At 64.3% G+C, this 14,008-nt stretch carries 10 protein-coding genes and 1 pseudogene; 8 read left to right on the top strand and 3 right to left on the bottom strand.

Going from position 1 to position 14,008, the window contains the following annotated elements; all coding sequences use genetic code 11:
• Positions 1-259: pseudogene (locus tag DNK49_RS18515) on the bottom strand (formyltetrahydrofolate deformylase); the annotation flags it as partial.
• 149 nt (positions 260-408) lie between these two features.
• On the opposite strand from DNK49_RS18515, the gene DNK49_RS18510 reads away from it, so the two are divergent.
• Entirely contained in the window at positions 409-1,002 is a 594-nt protein-coding gene (locus DNK49_RS18510) for a helix-turn-helix domain-containing protein (RefSeq protein WP_110528048.1), read from the top strand.
• 55 nt (positions 1,003-1,057) lie between these two features.
• Here the strand turns inward: DNK49_RS18510 and DNK49_RS18505 are convergent, their stop codons facing one another.
• Entirely contained in the window at positions 1,058-2,449 is a 1,392-nt protein-coding gene (locus DNK49_RS18505; RefSeq protein ID WP_110528045.1) for an ammonium transporter, read from the bottom strand.
• A gap of 10 nt (positions 2,450-2,459) precedes the next feature.
• Positions 2,460-2,798: a P-II family nitrogen regulator gene (locus DNK49_RS18500; protein WP_110528042.1), complete on the bottom strand. Its 339-nt coding sequence runs from the start codon at positions 2,796-2,798 to the stop codon at positions 2,460-2,462.
• A gap of 446 nt (positions 2,799-3,244) precedes the next feature.
• On the opposite strand from DNK49_RS18500, the gene DNK49_RS18495 reads away from it, so the two are divergent.
• From DNK49_RS18495 to DNK49_RS18465, 7 genes are all read left to right on the top strand, one after another.
• Positions 3,245-3,937 (top strand): TetR/AcrR family transcriptional regulator, encoded by a 693-nt coding sequence (locus tag DNK49_RS18495; protein ID WP_110528039.1) that lies wholly within the window; start codon positions 3,245-3,247, stop codon positions 3,935-3,937.
• 82 nt (positions 3,938-4,019) lie between these two features.
• The gene (locus tag DNK49_RS18490; protein WP_110528036.1) at positions 4,020-6,494 is read left to right on the top strand and encodes an acyl-CoA dehydrogenase; all 2,475 of its coding nucleotides are present in this window, start codon (positions 4,020-4,022) and stop codon (positions 6,492-6,494) included.
• Between the two features lie 11 nt (positions 6,495-6,505).
• Complete coding sequence (locus DNK49_RS18485) at positions 6,506-7,792, top strand: acetyl-CoA C-acetyltransferase (protein WP_110528033.1); 1,287 nt, start codon at positions 6,506-6,508, stop codon at positions 7,790-7,792.
• The gene (locus DNK49_RS18480) at positions 7,789-9,801 is read left to right on the top strand and encodes a 3-hydroxyacyl-CoA dehydrogenase NAD-binding domain-containing protein (RefSeq protein ID WP_207807042.1); all 2,013 of its coding nucleotides are present in this window, start codon (positions 7,789-7,791) and stop codon (positions 9,799-9,801) included. The genes DNK49_RS18485 and DNK49_RS18480 overlap by 4 nt, the downstream gene beginning before the upstream one ends.
• A complete protein-coding gene (locus tag DNK49_RS18475; protein WP_110528030.1) occupies positions 9,801-10,208 on the top strand; it encodes an acyl-CoA thioesterase in 408 nt (135 codons plus the stop codon). Before DNK49_RS18480 ends, DNK49_RS18475 begins: the two co-directional genes overlap by 1 nt.
• A 71-nt stretch (positions 10,209-10,279) precedes the next feature.
• Complete coding sequence (locus DNK49_RS18470) at positions 10,280-11,566, top strand: OmpP1/FadL family transporter (RefSeq protein ID WP_110528026.1); 1,287 nt, start codon at positions 10,280-10,282, stop codon at positions 11,564-11,566.
• Between the two features lie 56 nt (positions 11,567-11,622).
• A complete protein-coding gene (locus tag DNK49_RS18465) occupies positions 11,623-14,004 on the top strand; it encodes a 3-hydroxyacyl-CoA dehydrogenase/enoyl-CoA hydratase family protein (protein WP_110528023.1) in 2,382 nt (793 codons plus the stop codon).
• Positions 14,005-14,008: the final 4 nt, after the last annotated feature.

Raw genomic sequence — 14,008 nt, 5'->3', positions numbered from 1 at the left:
CGCTGTCGCTGATCTTCCAGTCCATGCCGAATTCACGCGCAATCGGTGCGAACTTCTCGCGCAGCGCAGCGATGTCGAAGGGCAGCGAGTCGGCCAGGATCTCCTGACGCATGAAGAAGCGCTGACCGTCCACATCGGCGTGGTGGTTCGCCTCGGTGATCCAGCCCTGATGGCCGGAGAAGAAGCTGCTGACGGCGGCAACGATACCGACCCGATCCGGACAGGAGAGCGACAGTGTGTAGCGGCGCTGGGGTGACATGGGGACCTCTGGTGTTTCATGTAGAGAACTAATGATTCATATTATGCACAGCACAATTTTCTAAGTCAACTTAATTTCTTTACAGGAAACATGTTTTTTGGGGGGGTATGCAATAATTCGGGAAATGGCTGTTTTACAAAGGAGATCTCATGTCCGACACGACCACCACGGGGAGTCTCGAGCGCTATCTGGGCAACACGCTGCGCGAGATCCGGCTCAAGCACGGGCTGACGATTGCTGACGTGGCCACGCTCGCAAACATCAGCCGCGGCATGCTGTCCAAGATCGAGAACGCGCAGACGGCGACCAGCCTGGAAACCCTGTCCCGCCTTGCCCAGGCGCTTGGCGTTTCGCTCGCCACCCTGTTCAAGAGCTATGACGTTCCATCCGGCAGTGCGCAGCTGGTACCCAAAGGCGAAGGCATGGAAGTGGTGCGGCGCGGCACGAAACGTGGCCACACCTATCACCTGCTGTCTTACGGACAGGGGCCGACGAAAGTTTTCGAGCCCTTCCTGATCACGATTGATCACGAGTCCGAGACCTTTCCGATCTTCGAGCACCCCGGAACCGAGTTCATCTACATGCTCGAAGGCAGCATCGAGTACCGTCATGGTCAGCACACCTATGTGCTGAACCCGGGTGACGCGCTAACCTTCGACGGTGAGATCCCGCACGGACCGGAAAGAATGATCCAGTGCCCGATCCGCTTCCTGAGCATCCTGATGTACCCGAGTCCGGCCTGAGGGGCCGATGCCGTGGCGTACTGCCTGCAGCCATACGCCACGGACACGGCTCCGGTCAGGAGTGATAGGCCGTTTCTCCGTGCGAGCTGATGTCCAGACCTTCGCGTTCTTCCTCTTCCGTGACGCGCAGACCGATGGTCAGATCGACCAGCTTCAGGGCAATGAAGGACACCACCGCAGACCACACCACGGCAGTCCCCACACCCCAGGCCTGAGCGATCAACTGGGACGCCATGTCGTATTCGGCGACGGAGTCCGTCACGTAGTCCCAGACACCGGTGCCACCGAGCGAGGGTGCGGCAAACACGCCAGTCAGCAAGGCGCCGACGATGCCACCGATACCATGCACACCGAACACGTCGAGCGAGTCATCCACGCCTAGTGCCCGCTTGAGACCATTGACGCCCCAGTAACAGATCACGCCGACCAGGCCGCCCATGATCAGGCTGCCCATCGGGCCGACGAAGCCGCAGGCAGGGGTGATCACCACCAGCCCGGCGATGGCACCGGAGATTGCGCCCAGCATGGAAGGTTTGCCCTTGCGCGCCCATTCGGTCAGCGTCCAAGCGAAGGTGGCGGCGCAGGTTGCGAGCATCGTATTGATGACCGCCAGGGTGGCGACACCGGTGGCTTCCATGTTGGAGCCGACGTTGAAGCCGAACCAGCCCACCCACAGCAAGGAACCCCCGACCATCGTCATCGGCAGGTTGTGCGGCGCCATGCTCTCGCGGCCATAGCCGATGCGCTTGCCCACCATGATCGCGGCTACCAGCGCGGCGATACCGGCATTGATATGCACGACCGTGCCGCCGGCAAAGTCGAGCGCACCCTTCTGGAACAGGAAGCCCGCGGTGGCCGTTGCCGCGTCGGCTGCCTCGGTGCTGGTATAGGCGTCGGGACCTGCCCAGAACCAGACCATGTGCGCAAGTGGCAGATAGGAGAAGGTGAACCACAGTGCCATGAACACCAGCACGGCCGAGAACTTGATGCGCTCGGCAAAGGCACCCACGATCAGCGCCGGGGTGATGGCGGCAAAGGTGAGCTGGAAAGCGATGTAGATGAACTCGGGCACGACCACGCCCTTGCTGAAGGTGCCGGTCACCGAGTCCGCCGTCACCCCTTGCAGGAAGAGCTTGTCGAAGCCGCCAATGAAAGCATTGCCTTCGGTAAAGGCCAGCGAGTAGCCGTAGATGGCCCACAGGATGCCGAGCATGCAGAACACCACCAGGGTTTGCATCAGCACCGAGAGCATGTTCTTGGCGCGTACCATGCCGCCGTAAAACAGGCCCAGGCCGGGTGCTGCCATCATGACCACGAGCAGGGTCGACACGATCAGCCAGGTGACATCGCCCTTGTCGGGAACCGGTGCGGCAGCGGTATCCGCCCAGGCGGGTGACATGAACAGCCAGGCGAACAGCATTGCCATGGGTGCGAGAATTCTTTGCATCATGTTCTCCTTACAGGGCCTGCGCGCCGGATTCACCGGTACGGATTCGGATGACGTCGAGAAGGTCGAAAACGAAGATCTTTCCGTCGCCGATCTTGCCGGTGGCGGCGGATTGTTCGATCGCAGCGATGGCGGCATCGACCTGCGTGTCGTCCACCGCCACTTCAACCTTGGTCTTGGGCAGGAAGTCCACAACGTACTCCGCGCCGCGATAGAGCTCGGTGTGACCCTTCTGCCGGCCAAAACCCTTCACGTCGGTCACGGTCAGTCCCTGTACCCCCACTTCGGCCAGGGCCATCCGCACTTCGTCGAGCTTGAATGGCTTGATGATTGTGCTGATCAGCTTCACTGGAGGCTCCTTTGCGCCTGAAGGCGGCCCGCTGACATCCCTTTGATTCTCATGTTTGAACACTCCCTGAATCACCATTAAGAACAAATGTTTCCTCATGGGAAAAGCACGGGGCGTGCCAGCACCGCTTGAACGAATAATCAATAAGTTACTTGCATGAATATTTATTTCATGCACGAAAACATTGCATCGTGGTGTGGCGCTGCACCAATGTGGACCGCCTGGGACTGCTGGCGTCCATGCGCCGCTTGCCCGGATAGGGGAGGGGAGCGGGGAGGGAAGTGAGCCGATCGACACATGCCTCATTGACGTTCGACGGTGCCGCTGCCACCGCCAGCCTCGTCCGGTTCAAGTTTTGTTGAGTCGTTCGCGGGGCGATAAAAAACGCTTGACATGCCATCAATGAAACGTATGATTCAAACAACTGTTTTAAGTGAGCGTTTCAGATGAGCCAGCCTGTCCGTCCGCCTGCACCGGAAACCCGTGACCGCATCCTGGATGCGGCCGAAGCCTTGTTTGTCGAACACGGTTTCGAGGCGACCTCGATGCGCATGATCACCAGCCAGGCCGGGGCGAACATCGCCGCGGTCAATTACCACTTCGGCAGCAAGGATGCGCTGATCCAGGAAGTGTTCCGGCGCCGGCTGACCGAGCTCAACCGCCAGCGCCTGGCGGCGCTGGAGCGCCTTCAGGCTGATGCGGGCGGGGCGCCGTTGAAGCCCAGCCGGATCGTCGATGCCTTTTTTGGCACGGCGCTGGAGCTGGCGGCGGATACCGAACATGGCGGGCACACCTTCATGCGCTTGCTGGGTCGAACCTATACCGAACCCAATGCCTTTGTGCGCCAGTTCCTGGCCGAGGAATACGCCGAGGTGCTGGAGCGTTTCCTGGGGGCACTGTATGGCGCGCTGCCGGATGTGCCGCGCGAGGAGATCCTGTGGCGCTTCCATTTCATGATGGGGGCAATGTCCTACGCGATTGCCGGGACGGATGGCTTGCAGCTGTTTGCCGGGCATTTTGACGACGCCGATCCGCAGCGGCTGATGCCGCGACTGATGTCCTTCCTGCTAGGCGGGCTGCGTGCGCCACTGCCCGAGTTTTCCGAGGTTGCCCGCAAGGGTGGGCGTGAGGCCGCCTGAGCAGGCTTCGATACGAGACACATTCAACTTGACGGCGATAGCGCGACCCCAAGATCGCGGCGCCGGGTGAAAGGAGACAACGATGAGCTGGTGGTTTCTGGTTTCCCTCCCTCCCTTGGCAGGCGCGCTCGCCTACGGGCGAGCGCCACTTTTTGCCTGGGCGGTGGCCGGCGTGGCATGGCTGGCGGCAATGGCCGTGCTGGATGGCTGGGCGGTGGGGACGGCGGCGGGGGCGATCCTGGCCTTTGTCGCGGTGATTGCGGTGTTTCTGGTGGTGCCCCTGCGGCGGGCGTTGATCAGTGCGCGCATTTTCAAGGCTTTTCGCCGTGCGCTACCGTCGATGTCGCAGACCGAGCGCGATGCGCTTGAAGCGGGCACGGTGTGGTGGGAGGGGCAGCTGTTTGGCGGGCGGCCGGACTGGCGGCGGCTGGCAGCGTATCCGTGGCCCACACTGAACGCCGAGGAGCAGGCTTTTCTCGATCAGGATACCGACGAGCTGTGCCGGCTGGTGCAGGACTGGGAGGCGACCCGGCAGCAGGACATGCCGGCCCATGTGTGGCAGTTCATCAAGGACCGCGGTTTTCTCGGCATGATCATTCCGCGCGAATACGGTGGCAAGGGCTTTTCGGCCTATGCCCATTCGCAGGTGATCACCAAGCTGTCGACCCGCTCGTCAGCGCCAGCGGTGACGGTGATGGTGCCGAACTCGCTCGGGCCGGCCGAACTGTTGCTGCACTATGGCACGCCGGAGCAGAAGCAGCATTACCTGCCGCGCCTGGCGCGCGGGCAGGAGATTCCCGCCTTTGCGCTGACCAGCCCGTGGGCGGGCTCGGACGCGGCTTCGATTCCCGACGCCGGCGTGGTGTGCAAGGGCTCGTGGCAGGGGCGCGAGGTGCTGGGGATGCGGGTGTCCTTCGACAAGCGCTATATCACCCTGGCGCCAGTGTGCACGGTGTTCGGGCTGGCATTTCGTCTGTATGACCCGGATCGTCTGCTGGGGGGCGAGTCCGACCTTGGCATCACCTGCGCGCTGGTGCCGCATGATCATCCCGGCGTGGAGATCGGCCGCCGTCACTTCCCGCTCAATGCGGTTTGGATGAACGGACCGATCCGCGGACAGGACGTGTTCATGCCGCTGGAGTTCATCATTGGCGGGCCGAAGATGGCGGGGCAGGGCTGGCGCATGCTGATGGAGTGTCTGGCCGCCGGGCGCAGCATCTCGCTGCCGGGCTCCAACACCGGCATGCAGAAGCTGACGGCGCGTGCAGTCGGTGCCTATGCCCGGGTGCGCTATCAGTTCAAGACTGCAATCGGCCGTTTCGAGGGCGTGGAGGAGGCGCTGACCCGGATTGGCGCCAACACCTACCTGTGCGACGCGGCGCGCATCATGACCGCCGGGGCGATCGACCTGGGCGAGAAGCCGTCGGTGGTTTCGGCCATCGTCAAGTATCACGTCACCGAGCGTGCGCGGCAGACGGTCAACGACGGTATGGATGTGATTGGCGGCAAGGGCATCTGCCTGGGGCCGCAGAACTTCCTTGGGCGGGCCTACCAGCAGATTCCCGTCGGCATCACGGTGGAGGGGGCCAACATCCTGACCCGCAGCCTGATCCTGTTCGGCCAGGGCGCGATCCGCTGCCATCCCTATGTGCTGGACGAGATGCACGCCGCACAGCAGGGAAATCTGCAGGCCTTCGATCGTGCTTTCTGGGGGCATGTCGGCTACACCATTTCCAGTGGTGTGCGGGCGGCGGTGATGGGGCTGACGGGGTCGCACTTTGTCAGTGTGCCGGCGGATGTGGCGCCGGAGACCCGGCGTTACTACCAGCAGCTGACACGCTTCTCGGCCGCCTTCGCCTTTATTGCGGACATCTCGATGGGGACGCTGGGTGGTGCGCTCAAGCGCAAGGAAAAACTCTCCGCACGGCTGGGCGACATCCTGTCGCTGATGTATCTCGCCAGTGCGACCTTGAAGCGCTACGAGGCCGAAGGCCGCCAGGCCGCCGATGCGCCGCTGATGCACTGGGCGATCTGGGATTGCATGTTCCGCGCGCAGAACGCTTTCGAAGGCGTGATCGCCAACTTCCCTAACCGCTTCTTTGCGATGGTGCTGCGCCGTCTGGTGGTGTTCCCGCTCGGTCGCCCCTATGTGGTGCCGTCGGACCGCCTTGGGCACGACGTTGCCCGCCTGCTGATCGAACCGTCCGCAACCCGCGATCGCTTGACCGCCGACGTGCATCTGCCGACCGATGTGGAAGAGCCGCTGGGTGCGCTTGAGGCAGCCTTGCTGGCAACGGTGGCTGCGGAGCCGATCGAGACCAAGGTCAAGCAGGCGCAACGGGCAGGGCGCTTCCAGTTCGTGGCGGCGGCTGGCGGTGGGGTGGATGCGCTGTGGCGCCAGGCGTTCGAGGCCGGGGTGATCGATGCCGACGAGTTTGCGCTGCTGCAGCGGCGCGGGGTGTTGCGTGACAAGGTGATCCGGGTGGATGACTTTCCCTTTGATTTCGGCTTGAAGGCCAGCCTGTGCGAAGGCGCGGCCTTGCGTGAAGCAGCGTGAGCGGCAGTGGCATGAGCCAGGATATCTACATCATCGATGGGGCTCGCACGCCTTTCCTGAAGGCGCGCAATGCCCCCGGGCCCTTCGCCGCGGCGGATCTGGCCACCACTGCGGGCCGTGCCTTGCTGATGCGCCAGCGTTTTGACCCGGACCAGCTCGACGAAGTCATCCTGGGGTGCGCCAGTCCCTCTCCGGACGAGGTGAACATTGGCCGGGTGGTGGCGCTGCGCATGGGCTGCGGCTTGAAGGTGCCGGGATGGACGGTGATGCGCAACTGCGCCAGCGGCATGCAGGCGCTGGATTCGGCGATGAACAACATCCGAGCCGGACGCTCGCAATTGGTCCTGGCGGGCGGGGTGGATGCATTGTCGCGGGCGCCGCTGTTGTTCTCCGATGCGATGGTGCGCTGGCTGTCGGGCTGGTATGCGGCGAAGACCACCGGTGCCCGTGTGGCGCAATTGCGCCGCTTCCGCCTGGGCAACCTGGCGCCGGTGATCGGCATCATGAAGGGGTTGACCGACCCCATCGTTGGCCAGTTGATGGGCCAGACCGCCGAGAATCTGGCCTGGACCTTTGGCATCAGCCGCGAGCAGATGGACGCTTATGCGGTGCAGAGCCACCAGCGTGTCGCTGCCGCACAGGATGCAGGCCATTTCGATGCCGAGATCGTGCCGCTGATCGACCGCGACGGCACGGTGTACAAGGCGGATGACGGATTGCGCCGCGATGCGTCGCCGGCGGGGCTGGCCAAGCTCAAGCCCTTTTTTGACAAGCAGTATGGCCAGGTGACAGCGGGCAACAGCTCGCAGATCACCGATGGGGCCGCCTGGCTGGTGCTGGCCTCGGCGGCGGCTGTGGAGCGCTTCGGTCTGCAGCCCCTGGCCCGCATCGTCGATAGCGAATGGGCCGGTCTGGCGCCGGACCAGATGGGGCTGGGGCCCGTGCATGCCGCAGTGCCGCTGCTGCAGCGCCACGGTCTGCAGCCACGCGACCTGGATGCCTGGGAGATCAACGAGGCCTTTGCTGCGCAGGTGATTGCCTGCCTGCGGGCGCTGCAGGATGAGCGCTATTGCCGTGAGCATTTTGGCCTGGCGCAGGCGCCTGGGGCGCCATTGTCCGACCGCCTCAATGTGGACGGTGGGGCGGTGGCATTGGGCCATCCGGTAGGCGCAAGCGGTGCGCGCATCGTGCTGCATCTGGTGAATGTGCTGCGCCGGCAGGGCGGTGGCCGGGGTGTGGCCAGCATCTGCATCGGCGGTGGGCAGGGTGGCGCGATGCTGGTGGAGACGGTGCAATGAATGCGATTGTGGATGATATCGGCTGCTCCTTTACGCACTGGCACCTGCGCCGCGAACCGGACGGCATCGCATGGCTGGCATTCGATAAGGCAGGCAGCAGTACCAATACGCTGTCGGCCGATGTCATGGCTGAGTTTGCCCGGGTGCTGGATGCGCTCGACGCAGCGCCGCCGCTGGGCCTGGTGATGACCTCGGCCAAGCCTGCGGGTTTCATTGCCGGCGCCGATATCGAAGAATTTACCCGGCTGGATTCGCCGGCTGCGGCACGTGCCCTGGTGGCACGGGGGTGGCAATTATTCGAACGTCTGGCAAAGGTCCGCTACCCCACGCTGGCCTTGATCCGCGGACATTGCCTGGGCGGTGGGCTGGAACTGGCACTGGCCTGCCGCTATCGCATCGTGGTGGATGAGCCGGCGACCCGGCTGGCGCTGCCCGAAGTCATGCTTGGCATTGTGCCGGGCTGGGGTGGCATGAAACGACTGCCGCAGCGCATTGGGCCGGCGCTGGCGCTGGACCTGATGCTGACCGGCAAGCCGGTGGATGCCAGAAAGGCCAAGCGGATCGGTCTGGCGGATGACTGCGTGCCGCCGCGGGTGATGGAGCGTGCCGCACGCATGCGCCTGTTGTCTGGTGCTGCGCCACGAACCCTGCCGTGGATGGCACGCGTGTTGAACGGTCCGTTCAGGGTTGTGGTGGCGGCCCGTGCGCGCAAGCAGGTGGCGAGCCGGGCGCGCCGCGAGCACTATCCGGCGCCTTACGCCATCATCGACATCTGGGCGCGCTTCGGGGGGGACGCGCTGGCGGTGCCTGCGCATGACCCCGCGGCGCTGGAGGTGATCTTCGCGTCGCCGACCACACAGAACCTGGTGCGGGTGTACCAGTTGCAGGAACGTCTGAAGTCCTTCGGCAAAGGGGGGGATTTTGTGCCCCGTCACGTCCACGTGGTGGGTGCCGGTGTGATGGGGGGTGACATCGCCGCGGTCTGTGCGTTACGCGGCCTGACCGTGACGCTGCAGGACCAGACGGTGGAGCGTATCGCGCCGGCAATCGCCCGCGCCGCGAAGCTGTTCGAGCGCAAGCTGAAGGGCGACCGGCGCGAGCTGCGCTTTGCCCTCGACCGCTTGATCGCCGACCCGCAAGGGCATGGGGTGGCGCGGGCGGACGTGGTGATCGAGGCCATTTTCGAGAATCTTGAGGCCAAGCGTGCGCTCTTTGCCGACATTGAACGCCGGGCCAGACCCGACGCGGTACTGGCCAGCAATACCTCCAGCCTGCGGCTGGAAGACATCGCTACCGTGCTGGCGGATCCGGCCCGCCTGGTGGGCATCCACTTCTTCAACCCGGTCGCGATGATGCCCTTGGTGGAAGTGGTGCAGGGCGAGGCCTCGGCCGAAGCCGCACTGCAGCGCGCCGCCGCCTTTGTACGTCAACTCGACAAGCTGCCCTTGCCGGTGAGAAGTGCCCCCGGCTTCCTGGTCAATGCGGTGCTGGGCCCCTACATGCTGGAGGCCCTGCGCTGTGTCGAGGAGGGGATCGCACCAGAGACGGTGGATGCCGCACTGGTGGACTTTGGCATGCCGATGGGGCCGGTGGAGCTGGTCGACACCGTGGGCCTGGACATCGCGCTGGCCGCGGGCAAGGCCTTGACCCAAGGGGCGGCGGTGCCGCCACGTCTGCAGGCACTGGTGGATGCCGGCAAGCTGGGTCGCAAGAGCGGCGAAGGCTATTACCGCTGGATGGACGGCAAGCCGCAGAAGGGCAAGGCCACTGCGCTGGCGGGATTGGCCGAGCGTGTACTGGCCCCCTTGCTGGAGGCGACCCGCCGTTGCGTGGCGGCTGGTGTGGTGGCTGACGCCGATTTGGCCGATGCCGGGGTGATCTTTGGTACCGGCTTTGCACCCTGGACGGGAGGGCCGATGCATTTCCAGCAGTCCTCCGGGAAAGTCCGGATGGGCGAGTCGCCGATTTTGTCTGATTGTATGCAAATTGCAAATAACAAGGATGGATGATGAGCCCCGTGAATGATCTTGATACCGCGCTTCCCGATGGTCGTCAGCCGGCTTTGCGGGTGATGCCGATGCCCGCCGACCTGAACCCCGCCGGAGATGTATTTGGTGGCTGGATCATGGCCATGGTCGATATCGCGGGTGCGATTCCGGCACGGCGGCGGGCCAAGTCGCGGGTGGCGACGGTGGCGGTGAATTCCTTTGTGTTCAAGCAGCCGGTTTCGGTCGGTGATCTGGTCAGCTTCTATGCGGATGTGGTGTCGCTGGGGCGGACCTCGGTCACCGTCGATGTCGAGGTCTATGCCGAGCGAGACCCCGAGAACCCGGTCGTGGTGAAGGTGACCGAAGCGCGGTTGACCTATGTCGCACTCGACGACAAGGGCCGCAAGCGGCCAATACCGGCGGAGTGATTGCGATGCCGTGCAGTACCCGGGGGTGAAGAGACGCACGTCCGGTCATATCTATAAGAGGAGACGAAAGGATGAAACCAAACAGGCTTGCGTTGTGGATCACACTGGCGGTTGGCAGTTTCGCGTCGAGCGGGGTGCTGGCGGCGGGTTTTCAGTTGCAGAATCAGAACGGCGCGGGCACCGGCTATGCCTATGCGGGCGCCGCGGCGGTGGCTGAGGATGCCAGCACGATTTTCTTCAACCCCGCGGGGATGACCTATCTTGCCGAGGGGCATCACCTGTCGGGTGCCTTGACCGTGCTTGACCGGTCGCTGGAGTTCAAGGACCGGGGATCCAACGCCCTGCGCCTTGCCGCGCCGCCAGCGCCGGCGTATCCACTGGGTGGCGACGGCGGTCAGGCGGGCGGCCAGTCCTATCTGCCAGCGGCCTATTGGGCGATGTCGATCACGCCTGACTGGCGTGTCGGTGTGGGCGTGTCGCCCACTTTCGGCAATGCGACCGAATGGGATGACGCTTTCATCGGCCGTTACCAGGGCAGCTATTCCGAGATCAAGGCGATCAATATCAATCCTTCGGTGGCGTGGAAGGTCAATCAGCAGGTGTCGCTGGGCTTTGGTGTGAACGTGGTGCGCTTCGAGGCCGACTTGCGCAGCAAGATTCCGGTGACTGCCGCACTACCGGCGACCGTGGATGTTGAGAACAAGCTGTCCGGACACGACACCGGTTATGGCTGGAATGCCGGCGCCATGTTCCAGGTCACGCCGACCACCCGCATTGGCCTGACCTACCGCTCGTCCATCGATCTGAAGGTTGAGGGCAAGTCGAAGAACCCGGCCGGTTCGACGCCGGTACAGGTCAAGATCGAGCTGCCGGACAGCGCCTCGCTGGCGGTGTCGCAACGCATCGGCGATCGCCTGGAGTTGCTGGCCGACTACACCTGGACGGGCTGGAGTTCCATTCCATCCTTGCGGGTGACGAATCGCAACACCGGTGCGCTGCTGACCGACGAGCACCTGGGCTTCAAGGATAGCTACCGTGTGGGTGTCGGTGCCCAGTACCAGTACTCCGACGCCCTGCGCCTGCGGGCCGGCGTCGCCTACGACCAGTCGCCGATCCGCAGCGCCAGCGACCGTACCGTGCGCCTGCCGGATTCGGACCGTACCTGGCTGGCGTTCGGCTTCAACTACAAGCTGAACAAGCAGACATCGGTGGATGTCGGTTACGCCCACCTGTTCTTTGACAAGGCAAAGATCAATCGCCAGACGGTGCTTGGTACCACGGGCACCACCCAGTTCGTGCGCGGCGAGTTCGAGACTTCGGTCAACATCTTCTCGCTGCAGCTCAATCACCACTTCTGACCCCGGGCAGGCGGTGGCGCCAAGTCGGCGTGCCGCCCCCGCATGAGGAGACCCCAGTGACCCGACTGATCATCCGCAAGGTGGCCGTGCTCGGTGCCGGCGTGATGGGTGCGCAGATCGCCGCCCATTGCGCCAATGCCGATGTGCCGGTGCTGTTGTTCGACCTGGCGGCGCGCGAAGGCGCCCCCAACACCGTCATCGACAAGGCCCTGGCGGGCCTGAAGAAGCTCGACCCCGCGCCGCTGGCGACGCGCGACCGGCTGCAGCATATCGAAGCCGCCAACTACGACCACGACCTGGCGCGGCTCGCAGAGTGCGACCTGGTGATCGAGGCGATTGCCGAGAAGATGGAATGGAAGCTCGACCTGTATGCCCGGGTGGCGCCGTTTCTGAAGCCCGATGCGATCTTCGCCTCCAACACCTCGGGGCTGTCGATCGAGGCCCTGGCGGCGGGCATGCCTGCGGCGCAGCGTAGCCGGTTCTGCGGCATCCATTTTTTCAATCCGCCACGCTACATGCCGCTGGTGGAACTGATTGCGACTTCGCAGAGTGCGCCCGGGATGCTCGACGCGCTCGAGTCCTGGCTGGTGACCCGCCTGGGCAAGGGCATCGTACGGGCCAAGGACACGCCCAACTTTGTGGCCAACCGGATCGGGGTGTTCTCGATCCTGGCCGTCATGCATCACACGATCCGGCTGGGGCTGAGCTTTGACGAGGTCGATCTGCTGACCGGGCCGCGCATCGGCCGCCCGAAGAGCGCCACCTTCCGTACCGCCGATGTGGTCGGGCTGGACACCCTGGCGCATGTGGTTGGCACCATGCAGGCGACCTTGCCACAGGACCCCTGGCATGCACACTTCTGCGTGCCCAACTGGTTGCAGGCCCTGATTGCCCAGGGCGCGCTCGGGCAGAAGACGCGTGCCGGCATCTATCGCAAGCAGGGGCGGCAGATCCAGGTGCTGGATCTGGCCCTGCGTGATTACCGCGACAGCGCGGGTGAGGTCCTTCCTGACGTGGAGGACATCCTCAAGCTGCGCAATCCGGCAGAGAAGTTTGCCCAGCTGGCGGCGCACCCGCACCCACAGGCGCAGTTCCTGTGGTCGATCTTCCGCGACGTATTCCACTACTGCGCGGTGCATCTGGCCGACATCGCTGACAACGCTCGCGATGTCGATCTGGCGATGCGCTGGGGCTTTGGCTGGGCACAAGGGCCGTTCGAGACCTGGCAGTCGGCCGGTTGGCGCGAGATCGCACGCATGGTGGCAGAGGATATCGAGCACGGCCATGCAATGGCGGCGGCGCCCTTGCCGGCGTGGGTGTTCGAGCGTGACGGGGTGCATGCGGCGGAGGGTTCCTTCAGTGCATCGGCACAGCAGTTGCGTCCGCGCACCGGTTTGCCGGTGTACCAGCGCCAGCTTTACCCCGAGCGCGTGCTGGGCGAGTCGCCCTCTCCACGCGGGGAAACACTGTGGGAGAACGCCGGGGTGCGCCTGTGGCGGCGTCCGGACCAGGATGCGCGCATTGGCATCGTGTCGATCACCTCCAGGATGCACACCATTGGTGACGAGGTGATGGAGGGCATGCTGGAAGCCATCGCCCGTGCCGAGCGCGAGCTTGACGGTCTGGTGATCTGGCACGAGGCACCGTTTGCGGTCGGCGCCAACCTGCAGCAGGTGGGCGAGGCCTGCCGGGCCGGGCAGTTCGATTTGCTCGAGCGTATGGTGGACAAGTTCCAGCGCACCTCAATGGCCATCAAGCACGCGCAGGTGCCGGTGGTGGCTGCGGTGCAGGGCATGGCACTGGGCGGCGGCTGCGAGTTTGCGATGCATGCGGCGCACCGGGTGCTGGCGCTGGAAAGCTATGTCGGCCTGGTCGAGGCCGGTGTGGGCTTGATTCCGGCGGGGGGCGGCAGCAAGGAGTTTGCCTTGCAGGCCCATGCAATGGCGCAGCGTGCCGCGGGCGGGGATGTGTTTCCCTACATCCAGAACGCGTTCCAGACGATTGCGATGGCCACAGTGGCCAAGAGCGGGCTGGAGGCAATTCAACTGGGCTTTGGCCGGGCTGGCGATGATGTGGTGTTCAACGCAGCGGAGTTGCTGCATGTATCGATCCGGCGTGCGCGTGCGCTGGCCGAGTCGGCATGGCGGCCTCCCCTGCCGTCGCGCAAGGTGACGGTGGCTGGCCGCAACGGTATTGCGACCTGCGAGCTGATGCTGGTGAACATGGCCGAGGGCGGCTTCATTTCCGCCCATGATTACCGGGTGGCGCGTGCCGCAGCCACCGCCCTGTGTGGGGGCGAGGTGGAGTCGAATGCGCAGGTCAGCGAGCAGTGGCTCCTGGACGTCGAGCGCGCCCAGTTCGTCGAACTGCTGAAAACCAAGCCGACGCAGCAACGCATCGCGCACATGCTGGAAACCGGCAAACCCTTGCGCAATTGAGGAG

Source organism: Parazoarcus communis SWub3 = DSM 12120, from assembly GCF_003226565.1.
Lineage (GTDB): Bacteria > Pseudomonadota > Gammaproteobacteria > Burkholderiales > Rhodocyclaceae > Parazoarcus > Parazoarcus communis.
The sequence above is the reverse complement of the archived record's forward strand: the minus strand, read 5'-3'. Positions and strand labels throughout refer to the sequence as shown.